Origin of the sequence: Dyadobacter jiangsuensis, from assembly GCF_003014695.1 — a bacterium.
Classification (GTDB): domain Bacteria; phylum Bacteroidota; class Bacteroidia; order Cytophagales; family Spirosomataceae; genus Dyadobacter; species Dyadobacter jiangsuensis.
The window spans coordinates 17,022-33,608 of the sequence record NZ_PYAS01000026.1 but is presented as its reverse complement, the minus strand read 5'-3'; the positions used below and the strand labels follow the sequence as shown (position 1 = coordinate 33,608).

Here is a 16,587-nt window from a genome sequence, read left to right as displayed (position 1 = left end):
GGGTTAAAGGGTGAGAGAATTATTGCACGTATATAAATCCACGTAAGCCGAAGGCAACCGCTGATGATCCGGAACTTAAATCAAGATAACTCCGACGACCAGGTTCTGTTAAACAGGATGAGACTAGGGGATTATCTAGCTTTCGGATCCATTTACGAGCGGTACTGGGCCAGACTTTTCAATGCGGCCTATAAGCGCACAGGCGACGAGGATTCGGCCAAAGACATTACGCAAGATATTTTTCTACAGCTTTGGCAACGCAGGCAGGAGTTAGAAATCGATAATTTGCCGGCTTACCTGCTGACCTCTGTGAGAAACAATGTTTTTAAGTACATGGAAAAACAGCAGCGCTACATCCCTATTTCGGAGCTGGTTGAGCAATTATTGTCCTCGGGCGAGTATACCGATGGTCAATTGGCGACAACCGAACTGATGGCGCGTTTCACAACGTTGTTGGAGCGGCTCACCCCGTCACAGCAGGAGATTTTCAGGCTGCGTTTTGAGGAGGAAATGGGCACTATGGATATTGCAAGGCGACTGAACATTGCCCAGAAAACGGTCCAAAATCAACTGACCAGAAGCGTGGCGCAGATCAGGCAGGCAATCGGACTGATCGCTATTATGATCGCGGGCTGCCCATGAAAGTGCCCCGAATGGTCAGAAGATGGTAAAAAACACACAAGCATATCAACAAATGAGCAAGGAAGAGTTTTTACAAATACTGGAAAAGTACAGAAAAGGGTGTGCCACCGAAGAAGAGGAGGCCTTTTTGTTGGCATATTATGAGCTGTTTGAACCTGGTCAAGAGCGTACCGATCTGAAAGATGCGGACCAGGTCCGACAACTGAAAGAAAGTATCAAATCAGAAATTGACCTGCGAGCTGCTGCTCTCACGGAAGTCGGCTCGGGAGGCTCAAAACAAAGAATGCTGTATCGCTATGCGGCCGGGCTTGCAGCTGCTACATTTTTGATTGTCAGTAGTCTGTACTTTTTTGAAAGCCGTAAACCTGATCAGGTAGCGAAGATATCTCCAAGGGCCCGGGTTCAAGAGAGCGGCCGGATCGTGCCTGGAAGCTACCAGGCGACCCTCACGCTCGGAAATGGTGAAATAGTTAGGTTAAACGACCAGCAGACAGGATTGATTCGCCAGCAAGACGGGGTTTCGGTGCAAAAGCCCGAAAACGGGCACTTGGTTTACAAGGCCGGTAAAATTACAAACGTAGCTAATCATACTGTTTCGACGCCGAAAGGCGGCCAGTATCAGCTCACGTTATCGGACGGTACCCGCATATGGTTGAATGCGGCCACGTCGATCCGATTTCCAGCAGTATTCTCAGATACGATCCGAAGCGTTGAGCTGTGTGGAGAAGCTTATTTCGAAGTGGCGCATGATGCCGGCAGGCCGTTTCAGGTGCGGTCAGACGGACAGTTGATCACAGTCCTGGGCACGCGATTTAATTTAGCCGCTTATTCGGACGAACCTTCGACACGGACTACGCTGCTTGAGGGAAAGGTAAAAGTGACGGCAACGAGTCCGCATGGCCAGGAGCGTACAGGTGAGGGCAAGATTTTAAAGCCCGGGCAGCAATCGCTGCTGACGGGTGGCCTAATGCAGATAGCCAATGTCGATCCTGAAAATTCTGTTGCCTGGAAAAATGGCTATTTCAGGTTTGATAAGGCAGATATCCGCAGTGTAATGAGGCAGATAGTCCGTTGGTATGATGTGGAAGTGGAGTATCGGGGGAAAGTGGGAGCGGATCTTTTTGCCGGCGAAATAAAACGTGACGAGGACATTGCAAACGTGCTGCGCATCATTCAACTCAATAATGTGGATGTACAGGTAACCGGGCGCAAGATCATTGTTAACAATTAGTGCGCTGCTTTTCAATGTATACTTACTGAATTTTACTACTTAAATCCTCATAATCTATGCTCCTTACTACCTCCCAAAGGTTGGGTAGGCGAGAATGGTCTGCCCGTGCGCAAAGTTCGTTTGCCGCGCGGGTTGCGCTGCTCGCTTCCCTGGCCCTGCTGCTGAACGTTAGTGCGAATGCATTCGCACAGAAGATTACGATTAAAGGTGATAACATCTCGCTTGAAAATGCGCTAATCTCTATCGGTAAGCAGAGCGGACATTATTTTTTCTATAAATACAGTGAGATCAAAGACGCCCACCCCGTATCGTTGGATTTGAAAAATGCAACGCTTGAAAGTGCCCTGACCGAGAGTTTCCGGGGACAACCTTTTGAGTACAAGATTGATCGGAAAACGATTATCGTCAATAAAACAAAAGCAGAGTCCGCGGTCAAGCCAGCAAAAAGGGAAACTTCGGGACGCGTCGTAGACCAGAAGGGCCAGCCGCTGCCCGGGGCATCGGTGCGCGTGCAAAATTCAGATGTGGCCATGGTCACTGATGAGGCCGGGATATTCACTTTTGCGGATTTGCCAGCTGATGCGACGCTGCTTGTGACCTATACTGGTTTCGCCAGCCAGTATGTTCGTATCGCCGGGCAGAGCTCCGTAACGGTGGTAATGCAGGAGGACCCTCAGAACCTGAATGCGCTGGTGGTGGTCGGGTACGGAGTCCAGCAGCGGAAGGATATCACAGGTTCTGTCAGTTCGATCAATGCAGAAAAGATGAAAGACCAGGCGGTTTTTACCCTGGATAATGCAATGGCCGGACAAATGCCGGGCGTACAAATTACCCAGGCGACAGGCGCTCCCGGGGGCGGCTCGTCGGTGCGCATACGCGGTGCAGGTTCTCTGAGCGCGGGCAATGATCCATTGTATGTGATCGATGGCTTTCCGGTCAGCGGGGATTTTAACCAGACCAATAACCCGCTCAATACGATCAATCCGTCGGACATTGCCGATATCCAGGTGTTGAAAGATGCGTCGGCTACGGCGATTTACGGTTCGCGCGGTTCAAATGGGGTTGTAATCATCACGACCAAATCGGGAAAAAGCGGTACGTCCAAAATTGATTTCAACATGAGCACCGGAATCCAGCAGGTTGAGCGCGTTCTGGACGTGCTGAATGCCAGCGAGTACGCTGTTTACCTGAATGAAGCCCGTAATAATGCCTGGGTTAATTCAGGTCCGGGCAGAAGCGCCTCGGATCCCAATAGTGCTAGAACAAACAATGTGATGTACCGCCTACCTGAGATCACGGCGAACCCTGCCGCGCTGGGCAAGGGTACAGACTGGCAGAGGGAGATTTTCCGCACAGCCAGCGTAAACGACTACCAGCTCAACTTCTCAGGGGGTAATGAGCGGACGCGCTTTTTTGTATCGGGAGGGTATCTCAACCAAAAGGGTATCATCCTGAACTCGGGAATGAAGCGCTATTCATTCAGAATCAATGTAGACTCCCAGGTACATAAGCGCGTAAGGATAGGCGCGAACCTTACGCCTTCCTATGTGACCAACGACCTGGTAAACGCTGAGGGTAATTGGCAGGCGGGCGGCATCGTGCAGTCTGCAATTACGGCCGCACCCTTTATGAAGCCTTACGATTCTGAGGGGAACTATACGAAGATTACCGGTTTGGGCATTGGTACCAGCGAGGTCGATAACCCGGTAAAGCTCGCCAGGGAATCGTATTACAAGCAAGGTACTTTGAGATTGTTGGGAACCGCATTTGCAGAAATGACAATTCTGGACGGGCTTACCTTTAAAACATTGTTGGGGACTGATTTGCGTAATTTCAAGGAAAATATATTTAGCCCCTCTATTGTCAACCCCAATAGCGTCAATGCTACAAAAGTGCCGACCGCTAATGCAGTCATTACGGAGAGCAAAAGCTGGCTGGCAGAATATACATTGAGCTACACTAAACAGTTTGGCAAACACGCACTGAGCGCGCTTGCAGGCTACACGGTTCAAAAAGATTACCTGGACAATAGTAGCATTGCTGCAACAAATTTTGCAAATGACCAGATTAAGACCATTAACGCGGCAGGACTGATTACCAGCGCAGCCACTATGCAGGAAGAATGGGCGCTGCTGTCGTATCTGGCCAGGGTCAACTATGGCTACAACGACAAATACCTGTTGACCGCAACAGTGAGAAGGGATGGTTCTTCGCGTTTTGGAGCCGATAATAAATGGGGCTTTTTTCCGTCATTGTCGCTGGGTTGGCGTCTGTCTGAGGAGCATTTTCTGAAAAATCTTAAATGGCTTAGTGAGCTTCGACTTCGGGCCAGCTATGGGCTTACGGGCAATAATTTTATCAGTAACTATGGTCACATTGGGCTGACGGGGGTTGAAAATTATATTTTTGGTGGCAGCGGCGGATCGATCGCCAATGGTATCAGGCTGTCCAACATTCCCAACAGCCTGCTCGGCTGGGAGAAAAATAATCAGCTTGATATCGGCCTCGAAGTAGGATTGGCCCAAAACCGTTTTTCACTTACGCTTGACTATTATCTCAAAAACACTTCCGACCTTCTGCTCAATGTGCCTGTTCCCACACTCACGGGTTATGCGACAGCACTTCAGAACATCGGCGAAATCCGCAACCGTGGTCTGGAGTTTTCGGCCACGAGCCGAAATCTGGTGAATAGGCTCAAATGGACGACGGACTTTAACATCTCGACAAACAAGGTCAAGGTTTTAGGGCTGGGACCCGACGGTTCGCCCATTATTTCCCGTCAAGCGACTTCTGCCAATGCATCGACGCATATCACGGCCGTCGGCGGCGAGCCGGGCACTTTCTATGGTTACCGTGTCGCGGGCGTTTATCAAAATCAGCAGGAGGTTGAAAACATGCCGAGTATTGTTGGAGAGTCTAAGCCCGGGCAGCTTCGGTTTGCGGATATCGATGGCGACGGCCGGATTACCAGCAACGACAGAACAGGGCTGGGCAGTCCGTTCCCGAATTTTACTTATGGGATGACCAACAAGCTTTCATTCAAAAACCTGGATTTCTCGGTGACCATTCAGGGTGTCCAGGGTTTTGAGGTGCTGAATATGGCGCGCAGATATTACGGAAACTATGCAGGCTCCTACAATGTGCTCAAGAGCGCCTCCCAGGGATGGCGGTCGGAGCAGGAGCCGGGCAACGGCACTTCACCGATGGTCGACCGCAACTTCGGGGCAATGCCTGGAAGCAACCTGGTCAATAACGTAACATCCTTGTTTGTGGAGGACGGCTCATTCCTACGAGTACGGAATATTACCCTGGGCTACACGATACCTAGGGCATTGCTAAACAGGCTCCGGCTGGTGAATGCGCGGGTGAATTTCAGCGTACAGAATGCCTTCACTTTTACCCGTTACGAAGGGTATAACCCAGAGGTGAGCATCCAGGGCGGTAGTACACTGGTGCCCGGCGTAGATGCGGGCGGCTACCCGTTGGCGCGCACGTTTATGTTGGGAATAAGTCTTGGTCTTTAAATCAGAAAAGCGATGATAAATAACATTAAAATGAGGCTTTCGGTAGTTCTGCTGCTGTTTGTTGTCTCGGGGTGTAGCGACAATTTTCTTGATCTGGCACCTGTTTCGCAGGTCAATGGAAACAATTTCTACAAAACCGAAGAGGATATTAAAAATGCCCTGACCGCCACGTATGGCGCATTGCAGGCCCCTGGCATTTACTATTCTTCCATGCATGTGATTGGCGATCTGCGTTCGGACGATACCTGGATCCCCGATCCGAATGCAGGCGCTAACTTGCAGGAGGTAGACCAATTCAAAAATAATGCCTTCAATACCATTAGCAGCTCTACCTGGAGCGCGCACTATCAAGGCATCCAGTCGGCAAATATTGTCATTGCCAAAATTCCGGATGTGCAAATGGAAACTTCGGCAAAAGCTCGGTACATTGGAGAGGCGAAGTTTTTAAGGGCGCTCATGTATTTCAACCTTGTCCGCACTTTCGGCGACGTTCCACTGGTGTTGGAAGTGATTAACAACCCATCAGAAGGCTATGCCTACGGGCGGGAAGCTGCCGGAAAGGTCTATGAGCAGATTATCAGCGACTTAAAAGAAGCCGGAGTGGTATTGCCTGAGCAGGTCGCCAGCGCGGAGATTGGACGAGCTACCAGGGGGGCAGCGACGGCGCTACTGGGCAAAGTCTACCTGACCCGGGCGCAATGGGACCTTGCTGCGCAAACATTGAAAGCGCTCATCGACAGGGGGACCTACCAGCTCCTGCCCAATTACGCGAACCTGTTTGGTGCTGCGAACGAGAATAGCAGGGAGTCTATTTTTGAAGTACAATTCAAGAAGGGCTCCTCGGGCGAAGGAAGTCCCTACACAAACCAGTTTGCTCCGATCGGGTCGGGCACCGCGGTGACAGGGCTTGGTAATCCTTTGGGGCAAAACATCCCTACCGACGCGATTGCGGCCGCTTACGAAACCGGGGACTTGCGAAAAAATGCGTCGATGCAAACCACCTACACGCTCAACGGCAATACCGTTACGCACAACTATGTGGCCAAATACCTTGGGCAGCCGGCCGCGAATCTGGATAGCGATAACAACTGGATCGTGCTCCGGTACGCGGATGTAATGCTGATGTACGCGGAGGCCTTGAATGAGCTTGGCTTTGAGGCAAACGGGGAAGCATTTCTTTACCTTAACCAGGTGCGTAACCGTGCCGGACTTGCCTCCAAAACGAGCAATAATTCGGATCCATCACTTCAAATCGCCTCGCAGGCGGCGTTCAGACTCGCGATCGAACAGGAGCGGCGGATAGAGCTGGCATTCGAGGGGCATCGTTGGTTCGACCTGATTAGGACCAACCGTGCGCTAGCTGTGCTGGCACCGCTGGGAATGAAGGCGCACCATGTTTTGCTACCGATACCCCAAAGCCAGATCGATATTAATCCAGGCGTAGTGACCCAAAACCCGGGTTATAACTAATAAACGAGGCAGCGCGCACCGTAAACAAGTGCACGCTGTGTCCTTTTTTTCCTTTAGCAATGAGAACCTACTTTTTCTTTTGGTTGATCCTGATTTTGGAGTCGATGGGAGGCTTGGCGCAACCAGCCGTGACCCTTAATGTTAAGGCCGATGGCTACCGCGGGATTTGGTACAGCAATCAGCCGTCTCGCGATGAATTTGCATATAAGTACAGCGGGGGACTGGGCACCTATCCTGCAAACCACTATCCGTTTTCAGTGTACGCGCAGACGGTAGGCAAGACCTTTTTTTGCTATGGCGGCACGGACGAAACGGGAAAGACGCTACTGCACATGGTATCCTACTTCGATCACAAAACAGGGAAAGTTCCGCGGCCCACCATCGTCCTTGATAAGCAGACGGACAATGCGCACGACAATCCGGTGATCAATATCGACGAGCAGGGTTACATCTGGATTTTCTCTACCGCCCACGGCACCAGTACACCCTCGTTTATCCACAAAAGTACTAAGCCGTACGATATCGACACTTTTGAGCAGATCTTTGCGACCAAAAAAGTAACTGGTGGTAACGCGCCACTGAATAATTTTTCTTACCTGCAAAGCTGGTATGTGGGGAAGAAAGGGTTTATAAATCTGTTTACCCACTACGACAGAAATGTGATTCCGGGCCAACCCCAAAAGCCGAGGCGAACTATCTCGTACATGACAAGTCAAGACGGGATCCATTATTCGGAATGGAAAGATGTTGCCGCGATCGGAGAAGGGCACTACCAGACTAGCGGGAAGTTCGTGGATGAGAAAATCGGCACTGCATTTAATTATCATCCAGTCAAAGAGCGAGAAAACGGGTTGAACTACCGGACGAACCTGTATTATGTGGAGACTGACGATTTCGGAGAAACTTGGCAGGACGCGGCGGCGAGGAAACTAACGGTACCCCTCACCGAAATTGTTAACCCTTCATTGGTGTACGACTATGAATCCGAAGGTCTGAATGTGTACATTAATGACCTCACATTTGACAGCAATGGTAACCCGGTCATACTTTTTCTTACCAGCAAAGGGTTCGAGCCCGGGCCGGCCGTTGGCCCAAGGCAATGGCGCACTGCCCGTTTTGATGGCACGTCCTGGGTCATCCTGCCTGTAACCGCATCCGATCATAACTATGACATGGGTTCGCTTTACATTGATGAAAAGGGGAAATGGCTGATCGTCGGGCCGACAGCAGCTGGCCCTGAGCCTTACGCAACGGGTGGGGAAATGATACTTTGGACAAGTACCGATCAAGGCCGGTCCTGGACATCAAAACAACTGACCAGTGCAAGTAGTCTAAACCATTCTTACGCCCGCAGGCCAGTGTCTTCGCATGATGATTTTTTTGCTTTCTGGGCGGATGGAAGCAGCCTTTCGAAGTCAATCTCGCATCTTTACTTCTGTAATAAAAAGGGAGATGTGTTCAGATTGCCGTCAAAAATGAGCAGCCGAAATCAAAAGCCTGAACGAGTATATAGGTAAGTATGTGTTAAAATATTATTTGCTTATCCGGGCCAAGCTCAGCTCAAAACGCTCAAACCTCGATGCTGGAAAGAAACGCCGTGTAAGGGCTCAAAACACCTCCCGTCCGATTTAAGTAATCGGGAACTTAGCTACCGGGCGTCAGCCTTCCATGATTTGACCGTCGGCCATATAGATTCTGCGGTCGGCCCGGCGTGCGAAGTCTTCGTCGTGCGTGACGACCAGGACCGTTTGCTGCCTTTCTTTAGCCAGCTCTTTGAAAAGGCCAAAAACGGTAGCACTATTGGCACTGTCCAGGTTACCGGTAGGCTCGTCGCCCATCACAATCGACGGGTCGTTGATCAGCGCCCTGGCAATGGCGATACGCTGCTGCTGTCCGCCCGACAGCAATGCGGCGCGCTTGGCGGCCTGGCTCTCCACGTCCAGCAGTTTTAATAAATCCATAGCCCGCTGCTCGATCTGGTCCTTGGGATACAAGCCCAGCTTACGGGCCGGCAGCATCACATTTTCCAGGGAAGTGAATTCGGGGAGCAGGTAGTGAAATTGAAACACAAAGCCAATATGCTGGTTCCGGAATGCGGCGAGCCACCTGTTCGTCTTGCCTTTCATCTGTTCTCCGTTGATCATGATACTGCCTTCAAAGTCGGTATCCATCGTGGAGAGCAGGTATAGTAAGGTTGATTTCCCGCTGCCCGACTTACCCGTAATAGCAACGAATTCACCTGCCTCCACCTGGAAGCCGACACCTTTGAGTACCTGGTTGCGGACAGGTTCTGTAAAATACTTGTTCAGGTTTGCAACTTCGAGTACGTTCATAGGGCTATCCTCTTAAAATGGAAATGGGGTCCATCTTCGCGGCTTTTCTGGATGGCAAATATCCCGACAGGGCCGTGGTCAATATCCCGAATGTGAAGCCGGTGATGTAGTAAACAGGTTTGAAGCTGACCGGCAAATGATCGAGCGTGATCATTACGTCGCTGTTAAACGGGACTTTGGATACCGCATAGGAGATCAAAAAACCAAACACCAGGCCCATCACCGCGCCAGCAGCTCCGATCACCAGCGCCTGCGTTAGGAAGATGCCCCTGACATCCGAATCGGAAAAGCCGGTTGCTTTCAGGATGGCGATCTCCTTCATTTTTTCATAGATCATCATCGTCAGAATATTGAAGATGCCAAAACCGGCGACCAGCAGAATCGTACCCGCCACACCGTAAACGATCATTCTTCTGAGCACATCCCCTTCCAAAAGAGAGGCGTTGTCCTTTTTCCAGTCCGAGCCTTGATAATGATACCTTGCCTGCCACTGCCCGGACATTTCCGGGGCCAATTCTTTGTCGAAAAGTTTGACTTTAATCTCTGTCAGATAGGATGCGGGCACACCCAGCAACTTCTGGACCGTTTTGATGCTGGCATAGCATTGCTGCTTATCAATGTCGGTGAGGCCGGTTTTAAAAATCCCGACTACTATCACCGCGAAATTCCCCCCTTTTTCAGTCGTAATAATAATCTGATCGCCCGTTGTCACGTTCAGCCGTTTGGCCAGGCCGACACCCATCAGAATGCTATTGGTTTTGACATTGACTTCCTCGTAGCTGCCTTCGATGACTTTACCGGACAGATTAAATAGCTGGTCTTCCCTTTCCAGGTCTACTCCATTGATTTTGCCGTTTAGCGAAGAAGAGCCAAGCCGGAAAAATACCTGGGTGGTGATCGCTCCCGAGGCGGCCTGAACACGCGGATCGGCCCGCAGCTCGTCCAGCACCTGGTTGACGTCTTTTAAATTAAGCAGTATGTCTTTGGGTTTCTGATGATGCACCTGGTTGATAACGCCCGGGAAGCGCCTGTCCAGCAACGACTGATCTGCGATCTGCACTTCATTATACATTCGAAGATGGGGCGATTGCTGGAACACGACATCCTGGGTATACTCGTTGGTACCCTGGATAAAGCTGACCATAAAAATGAACACGGTAATACCGAACGCTACGCCTGCGGTGGCAACCAGCGTCTGCCGCAGCTTGGCCTTCATATAAGTGGCGGTGATAGATGCCGACAAAGCGATATTGGTGAGCCGCTTCTTCATATTCGTTATGGGGCTTTTTCATAAACGAAGTCACCGGCTTTCAGCCCGCTTTTAACCTCGGTCCATTGACCGCTCCTTAAGCCGGTATTCAAATTCTGTTTGACAACCTTGCCACCAGGCCCGGCCGTCCATACCGAGTCGCCCGGCAGCAGAAATGTGCTGGGTATGGCCAGCGCATTGCCCTGGCGTATGAGGATATTGGCCTCGACGGAAGACTGGGGGAAGAAACCAGCGGTACCTGCTACACTGGCTTCTACTTTGAAACTGCGGTTTTCCTTTTGGATTACCGGCACAATTTTGCTTACCGTTGCGGTGAATTGTTTGCCTGCAAAGGCATCGGTTTCAAAAAAGACCTTTTGCCCCAGCTTCACCTGGGCAATATCCCTTTCATCGACCAGCAGTTCCAGTTTGAACCGGCCGGCGCTGCCCGCCAGCATGATCGGCTCGCCGGCCGTCACTGTGCCGCCTTCGGTGTGATAAATGCTGAACACTTTGCCGTCAATGCTGCTGGTAAGCATGTGGGTTTCCCTGAGCTCGCGCAGCTGCGCGAGCTGGCTGCTCACGGAAAGCACATTTTCCTTTTGGTCGTCGAGCAGCGCCTGATACTGGTATTGCAGATTATTGTATTCGGTCAGGCTTGCCCGGGCCTTGATGGTCCGATGCTCTGCTTCCTGAGCGGGAACGGCCTTTTCCGCGGCAAGCTCCCGGTAATTTTGGGCTTCTATCGAATCCTGCTGGTACTGCTTTCTGGCCAGAACTGCTTTTTGCCGCAGCTCGCGCGCCCTTGCCGAGCTGTCGGATGCACTTTGGCGCGCGAGCCGGAGCTGTTTGCCGAGTATGTCCAGCTGAGCATTTTGACTGGGCTGGCCCAGCACCGCCAATACCTGGCCTTTTTGAACCTGATCTCCCTGTGCAACCAGGATTTTCAGGATACGCTCGCTGGTGATGGCCTTCATCACCTCATATTCTGCGGGCATAATCTCCCCGGAGGCGTAAACGGCTTCATTGATGGCCTGGGTAGTCACCTTAAAACTTGCTGGGTCCTTTTTGCATGAAGACAGGGCTCCCAAGCCTGCCAGCACCAGTATACAAAACTTTTTCATACACTTAATTGCCTTGTAAGTATTCGAGTTCAACGATTTGGATCAGGCATTGCAGTTTGGCCGCCAGGCGCTTGCGTCTCACGACGGTTAATTCGTCCTGTAACTGTTTCATTTGTATCATATCCATAATGCCCTTTTGTAACTTCTTGGTCGAGAGCCCGATATTCTCCCGGGCGAGCGCTTCCTTTGTTTGCAGGCTCGCGAGCTCCTGCCGGGCACGGTCATAACCGATTTTTGCGGCCTGGAATGCCTTGTTGCCGCTGCTGATACCGGTCTGTCGTTCGGCCTCGGCCAGTAGCACACTTTCCTTGTCCTTTTTGAGCTGGTAATGCATTTGGGGCATATCAAAGATGGGCATTGAAAGCCGGAGCCCTACATACCCGGAAGAAAACCATTTCGAGCGTGTAATAAAGCTGGCCTCGCTGCCAAAGCCGAGCCGGCTATAACCGCTGACGACAGATAGCTTCGGATACAGAGCGGCCGTTGATTGCCTGACCGAGGCCCTGGCTATGTCAACCGTCAGGCTGTCTTGTGTAAAATCGGGTAAGCGTTGCGCATTGAGATCAGTTTGTGGAGCGGCTTCCGGAAACGAAATGCCGCCCGTATCGATCAGAATTGAATCGGCGAGGGGGAAGCCCATCCAGAATTTGAGGTCCAGCAGTGATTGCTGGTACGAAGCCCGGATGCCGTCCGCTTCGTCACCCAAGTCTTCAAGCAATGTAAGTGATTGGTTTACCGCGATCTGATCCGTAATACCCTTCTCAAAGTTCAACGCGATTAATCGGTGGCTTTCCTGAAAATCCCGCACTCTGACCTCCGCTGTACGGTAATCCTGCTGGTGCAGGACGGCAGCATAGTAGGCCATGCGGACATTTTTGGCCACCAGTTTTTGTTCTGAATAGTTTTCACTGGCTTTTAACTGCTGTTCAAGTATGGAAGTTTTGATCTGCTTCCATGCCTCCGGATCGACCAAGCCAAGATTCGCTTGCAACCCGGCGTTTCCCATCCAGGGCGTTCCCAGACGGACTGGAACAAATGTGCCCTGCGGCTGACCAAGCAACTCGCCCGGGAAAACCTGGACGGGGATTTGCCAGTAGTGGTCCAGCGAGGCTGAGCCGGTGACAGTCGGCAGCAATCTGGCCTTCGACTGACCGGCAACTGTTGCGGCAACCGCCAGTCGTTGGCGACCTGCCAGTAGTTCCTGGTTATGGGCAGCTGCATATTCCAGACATCTATCCAAAGTCCAAACAGATTGGGCCGCGCAAATCTGCATTGCCACCGCCATAAGCAGCAAACCTAGACCTATCGCCAATAACTTGTTCTTTAAGTTCATCATAAAAAGAACCAAAACGTTAAAATTTTAACTATCAAGCTCAATCGTCCGCTTCCAACGCTCAAGAATGATGGGAAATTCGACCAGCAACATCTTGTAAAGAATAGCAACTTCACCCAGTTCCTTATCGAACTGATCCTGAATGCCGCGCGCCTTACGTACATCGTCCAGGATAGTAAAAAACTGCTGGTAACGGGAGGTCATCTCTTTTTCATTAAAAAGGCTCCGCATATTCACAAAGAAAAAGCGCCTGCGCTTTCCCCCCACAGTCCGAAAGCTGGCCATGCCGGACGCCGTCAGCATTTTAAGTGCATTGGACACGGCACTTTTACTCACTTTAAAATATTCGACCAAATCCTCGAAAACAGCGCCCTCTTTGCCTGCTAGCAACAGGTAGGTAAAAACTCTCGCCGCTACCGGTGTAAGGCCCATATGCTCCAAATGACCGCTATGCTGTTCGATCCGTTCTCTATGTTGTTCCAAAATAGTTGATTATCTGACTGACGGTCAAAATAATACCATTTAGTTCTCAAAAGCAAGAACTAAATGATAAATATCTGCCAATTCCGAAAACCATTATTGGCAGCGTAGACAGGAGGAAAATTTTAGCTGGGCTTTCTCTCACCTCATTAGTTAATAAAATGTAAAACAAACTTGTCTTTTTGACAAGCATAAACTACATTTAGGCAGGAAATTAATCACATACAGGGATGGTCACATCATTTAAGCTTCTGGGTTGGGTTTTGGTGTTGTCGGGTATTTTTGTGCTGATCTTCGATCGCTCCGCTGGTGCTGAATTGCCGCTATTGGCTGGGCTTTTTATCGCCTTCGTCACCAGGGAAAAAACAGAGGACGAGCGGTCGCTTTATCTGAAATCTTCCTCCGCTTACATTGCCTTGATTTTGGGTTATGGTGTAAAGCTGGTTAGTACCAATCTGTATGAGCATCAAATTATAGGTGGCAGGCTATACGACATTAACCACTTCCTTATCCTGGTTTTTGGCATAGCAATCATTCTGTTTTATTCGCGGCTATATCTGTCTGCCCGGTAATTTCTCAAAGCATGAAGAACTTTTTGAAAGTCGAACGAGCGAAACAAAATATCACCCAGGCAGAACTGGCAGTCAGGGTCGGAGTCTCCCGGCAAACCATTAATTCGATTGAAATCGGGAAATATGTACCTTCAACCTTACTCGCGCTTAAAATAGCATCAGTCTTTGAGGTCAGTCTCGATCATATTTTTATGCTGGAAGAAAGTGACTGGAGTTAAAGCAACACGCCAGGTAATGTGAATATGGTAGCAAAAGACTGAGCATCAATTACAAGCTTCTCAACTTCCAAGGACGGATTATATAAAGGTAGGAGCCCAGATAGCTTAGACGAACTTTCTCTTGCTAACTAGCGGTATATCGCAACTTCTTTCTTGGATATCTAGAAAGAAGTAGTACCATCGGAAAACCTGTCATTGTCCGGTTAAATCTCAAGCCTATCAAAGTGAAGCTTTGCAATCGTGTTGACTTTCACAATGGTTGGAGTTAAATGCTAACTAATTGTTTTTTGAGATAAGCTCCTTTGGGGAAATTGCAAAAACATGCCCCGCGTTTTGCGAGGCACGATGAAGTAAACTGTCCGCTGCCAGCGAACCTAACGTTGAGAATAACCAAAGTTGTTGAACTGCCGTTAATGCTGGCAATTCTATAAAGCAACTTTGACGAATCTAGAGAAGGTCTTATGGAAGGATGTTGTGGAGTATAAGTGCTACAAAGGTATAGAATTTATTTTGATACAAATGCTGTTTTTTCAAATATCCTGTGGCAGGCTGATTCCTAATACAGTGCGGACGCATTTTATCAGCTCAGCGAGGTCTTTTGTTTTAGATATCAAGGCTTCGACTCCTTTATCAACGTATACGGCAGCCGAATCGGCATTTTCATAATAGATGATCACTTTCGTTGCCGGACACTGTTTCCGGAAGTTGGTATACTCCTGTTGTTCATTGGATCCAGGAGCCGCGTTTACTCCGAGAATCATCAGATCTGCACACTTTTTTGGAATTAAAATATCGGGTGTACTAAGCGAGCCGAAGATCCTTACATTGAAATCCGTTGAAGCCTGTTTTAGTAGCTTTTCAAGCATGTTTAGAAATATGGGATGCGAATCAACCAGATCAATGATCATTTTGTGAACTACAGGTCTACCGGTCTTGATTGGGGATTTGCTAGCAAAGAAGTTTTCGAAGCAGCCTCTTGTCAATATTTGTAAAATTAATTCGCGTAGCCGAATTCAGCTGTAAGAAAATTGCGATACTGTCACAATTTTCTTACAAGTTGGTCGATAGGCAACTCATTTGGATCTTTCCAGGAAAACCTTCAGGGAGTCCGTTTTGAGGCGTACTTTCATCCAGGCGGTCAAGCGCCTCAATTCCCTTGTGGTTTGTCTTGGGTTATCCGTGCCAATGACAACGACGGTATAGTTGCTTGTTTTGTTGTTGGCCGAAAAGAATTGCTGCCGTTTAGCTGAACAGTAATTTACCGATGGGAATAAGGGGCGAAGCTCTCTTAAAAGTGATCCGCCAAGTTTTTCCTGCTGCGAGAGGCTGTCACGTTTTTGAAGTGCAATGCTCAACTCATTCTTAAGTTGGTTGATCTGTGCCCTGTAAAGCTCGTCTTGCGTTAAATTTGAAGAGACATCAGAGATGGAGAAGCCTTGCTCTATAACAAGTTTGGCATCAGCGAGCCCATAAATGGATTTTCTTTTGTCCAGTCGGGCCTTCTCATCCTGACTGATTGTTTTACCGCCATAAGTCAGCTTGATCTCTCTTTTCTGCGGGATAAGCTCATTCTTTAGCAAGAAATCCCCCTCGATATAGCTTTCATTGGCAATAAAATTATTCGCATTCTGGATGAAGTTTTCCTTTTTGACAAGCAGGTAGCCGTAGTAAAGACTCGGAATGACAGTAACCACGACAATAATGCTTACCCACCGGTTGGCAAATCGCCTTTGCTCCTGATCCGCATAGTTGCGGATAGGGTACCTGAGCAGCCTTACAGTCAGTAGTGTGGCGCTTCCTATAAAAACAGTATTAATTGTCAGAAGGTACAGCGCTCCAAACATGAAAGGCCATTGGGCCGTTGCCAGACCGTACCCAGCCGTACATAACGGGGGCATCAACGCGGTGGCGATCGCCACCCCGGGGATCACATTTCCTTTATTACGACTTGAAAGGGCAACAATGCCGGCAAGCCCTCCGACCAGTGCTATGATCACATCGTAGATATTAGGCTGGGTCCTGGCCAGAAGCTCTGAATGTGCCTGATAGATTGGAGTGATCAAAAAGTAAGCCGCTGAGGTTAACAAACCCGCTAGCACCGCGAAGAAATAATTGACAAATGCCTTTTTGAACAATGGAAAGTCATAGGTGGCAATGCTGTAACCCATTCCCAGGATCGGGCCCATCAACGGCGATATGAGCATCGCGCCGATAATGACCGCAGTCGAATTGACATTTAGTCCGACCGATGCGATAAATATCGCAAATATCAGGATCCATAGATTGGTCCCTTTGAATTCAATTCCACTCTCCACCGTGTCGTGAATCGTGGTGTACTCTTCCCGCTCAGAGGTGATATCAAAACGCCTGAGCAGCTTCTGAATTCTCATCTGCATATTTAAACTCGGTTA

General features: G+C 49.5%; 14 protein-coding genes. 7 read left to right on the top strand and 7 right to left on the bottom strand.

Going from position 1 to position 16,587, the window contains the following annotated elements:
• Positions 1–63: 63 nt before the first annotated feature.
• From CLV60_RS32235 to CLV60_RS32215, 5 genes are read left to right on the top strand one after another with little or no spacing between them, the layout of a single operon-like run.
• Positions 64–642: an RNA polymerase sigma factor gene (locus CLV60_RS32235; protein ID WP_106599523.1), complete on the top strand. Its 579-nt coding sequence runs from the start codon at positions 64–66 to the stop codon at positions 640–642.
• Positions 643–694: 52 nt separating this feature from the next.
• On the top strand, positions 695–1,873 hold the full coding sequence (locus CLV60_RS32230; protein WP_170118925.1) for a FecR family protein: 1,179 nt from the start codon (positions 695–697) through the stop codon (positions 1,871–1,873).
• A gap of 56 nt (positions 1,874–1,929) precedes the next feature.
• On the top strand, positions 1,930–5,397 hold the full coding sequence (locus tag CLV60_RS32225) for a TonB-dependent receptor (RefSeq protein WP_106599521.1): 3,468 nt from the start codon (positions 1,930–1,932) through the stop codon (positions 5,395–5,397).
• 12 nt (positions 5,398–5,409) lie between these two features.
• Positions 5,410–6,867 carry a RagB/SusD family nutrient uptake outer membrane protein gene (locus CLV60_RS32220; RefSeq protein WP_106599520.1) on the top strand — a complete coding sequence of 486 codons (1,458 nt, stop codon included), beginning with the start codon at positions 5,410–5,412 and terminating at the stop codon, positions 6,865–6,867.
• A 59-nt stretch (positions 6,868–6,926) separates the two neighbouring features.
• Positions 6,927–8,384, top strand: coding sequence for a BNR-4 repeat-containing protein (locus CLV60_RS32215; RefSeq protein ID WP_106599519.1), 1,458 nt, complete (start codon positions 6,927–6,929; stop codon positions 8,382–8,384).
• A gap of 141 nt (positions 8,385–8,525) precedes the next feature.
• Here CLV60_RS32215 and CLV60_RS32210 read toward each other — a convergent pair whose 3' ends face one another.
• From CLV60_RS32210 to CLV60_RS32190, 5 genes are read right to left on the bottom strand one after another with little or no spacing between them, the layout of a single operon-like run.
• Positions 8,526–9,200 carry an ABC transporter ATP-binding protein gene (locus tag CLV60_RS32210; RefSeq protein WP_106599518.1) on the bottom strand — a complete coding sequence of 225 codons (675 nt, stop codon included), beginning with the start codon at positions 9,198–9,200 and terminating at the stop codon, positions 8,526–8,528.
• A gap of 4 nt (positions 9,201–9,204) precedes the next feature.
• Positions 9,205–10,470, bottom strand: a complete 1,266-nt coding sequence (locus CLV60_RS32205) for an ABC transporter permease (RefSeq protein WP_229211233.1) — start codon at positions 10,468–10,470, stop codon at positions 9,205–9,207.
• Between the two features lie 5 nt (positions 10,471–10,475).
• Positions 10,476–11,573, bottom strand: a complete 1,098-nt coding sequence (locus CLV60_RS32200; protein ID WP_106599517.1) for an efflux RND transporter periplasmic adaptor subunit — start codon at positions 11,571–11,573, stop codon at positions 10,476–10,478.
• 4 nt (positions 11,574–11,577) lie between these two features.
• Positions 11,578–12,909: a TolC family protein gene (locus tag CLV60_RS32195; RefSeq protein ID WP_106599516.1), complete on the bottom strand. Its 1,332-nt coding sequence runs from the start codon at positions 12,907–12,909 to the stop codon at positions 11,578–11,580.
• Between the two features lie 24 nt (positions 12,910–12,933).
• A complete protein-coding gene (locus CLV60_RS32190) occupies positions 12,934–13,389 on the bottom strand; it encodes a GbsR/MarR family transcriptional regulator (protein WP_146151635.1) in 456 nt (151 codons plus the stop codon).
• 227 nt (positions 13,390–13,616) lie between these two features.
• On the opposite strand from CLV60_RS32190, the gene CLV60_RS32185 reads away from it, so the two are divergent.
• Both CLV60_RS32185 and CLV60_RS32180 read left to right on the top strand, forming a co-directional pair.
• Positions 13,617–13,958, top strand: coding sequence for a hypothetical protein (locus CLV60_RS32185; RefSeq protein ID WP_106599514.1), 342 nt, complete (start codon positions 13,617–13,619; stop codon positions 13,956–13,958).
• Between the two features lie 11 nt (positions 13,959–13,969).
• Positions 13,970–14,176, top strand: a complete 207-nt coding sequence (locus CLV60_RS32180) for a helix-turn-helix transcriptional regulator (RefSeq protein ID WP_106599513.1) — start codon at positions 13,970–13,972, stop codon at positions 14,174–14,176.
• A 530-nt stretch (positions 14,177–14,706) separates the two neighbouring features.
• Here the strand turns inward: CLV60_RS32180 and CLV60_RS32175 are convergent.
• Both CLV60_RS32175 and CLV60_RS32170 read right to left on the bottom strand, forming a co-directional pair.
• Positions 14,707–15,084: a response regulator gene (locus CLV60_RS32175; RefSeq protein WP_106599512.1), complete on the bottom strand. Its 378-nt coding sequence runs from the start codon at positions 15,082–15,084 to the stop codon at positions 14,707–14,709.
• Between the two features lie 165 nt (positions 15,085–15,249).
• Positions 15,250–16,572 carry a DUF389 domain-containing protein gene (locus CLV60_RS32170; protein WP_211302307.1) on the bottom strand — a complete coding sequence of 441 codons (1,323 nt, stop codon included), beginning with the start codon at positions 16,570–16,572 and terminating at the stop codon, positions 15,250–15,252.
• Positions 16,573–16,587 lie beyond the last annotated feature (15 nt).

Bases quoted from the DNA above. Each gene is read 5' to 3' on its own strand.
- CLV60_RS32180 (WP_106599513.1), top strand. From the start codon at position 13,970: ATGAAGAACTTTTTGAAAGTCGAACGAGCGAAACAAAATATCACCCAG.
- CLV60_RS32235 (WP_106599523.1), top strand. From the start codon at position 64: ATGATCCGGAACTTAAATCAAGATAACTCCGACGACCAGGTTCTGTTA.
- CLV60_RS32200 (WP_106599517.1), bottom strand. From the start codon at position 11,573: ATGAAAAAGTTTTGTATACTGGTGCTGGCAGGCTTGGGAGCCCTGTCT.
- CLV60_RS32225 (WP_106599521.1), top strand. From the start codon at position 1,930: ATGCTCCTTACTACCTCCCAAAGGTTGGGTAGGCGAGAATGGTCTGCC.
- CLV60_RS32185 (WP_106599514.1), top strand. From the start codon at position 13,617: ATGGTCACATCATTTAAGCTTCTGGGTTGGGTTTTGGTGTTGTCGGGT.
- CLV60_RS32230 (WP_170118925.1), top strand. From the start codon at position 695: ATGAGCAAGGAAGAGTTTTTACAAATACTGGAAAAGTACAGAAAAGGG.
- CLV60_RS32175 (WP_106599512.1), bottom strand. From the start codon at position 15,084: ATGATCATTGATCTGGTTGATTCGCATCCCATATTTCTAAACATGCTT.
- CLV60_RS32210 (WP_106599518.1), bottom strand. From the start codon at position 9,200: ATGAACGTACTCGAAGTTGCAAACCTGAACAAGTATTTTACAGAACCT.
- CLV60_RS32170 (WP_211302307.1), bottom strand. From the start codon at position 16,572: ATGCAGATGAGAATTCAGAAGCTGCTCAGGCGTTTTGATATCACCTCT.
- CLV60_RS32195 (WP_106599516.1), bottom strand. From the start codon at position 12,909: ATGATGAACTTAAAGAACAAGTTATTGGCGATAGGTCTAGGTTTGCTG.
- CLV60_RS32220 (WP_106599520.1), top strand. From the start codon at position 5,410: ATGATAAATAACATTAAAATGAGGCTTTCGGTAGTTCTGCTGCTGTTT.
- CLV60_RS32205 (WP_229211233.1), bottom strand. From the start codon at position 10,470: ATGAAGAAGCGGCTCACCAATATCGCTTTGTCGGCATCTATCACCGCC.
- CLV60_RS32215 (WP_106599519.1), top strand. From the start codon at position 6,927: ATGAGAACCTACTTTTTCTTTTGGTTGATCCTGATTTTGGAGTCGATG.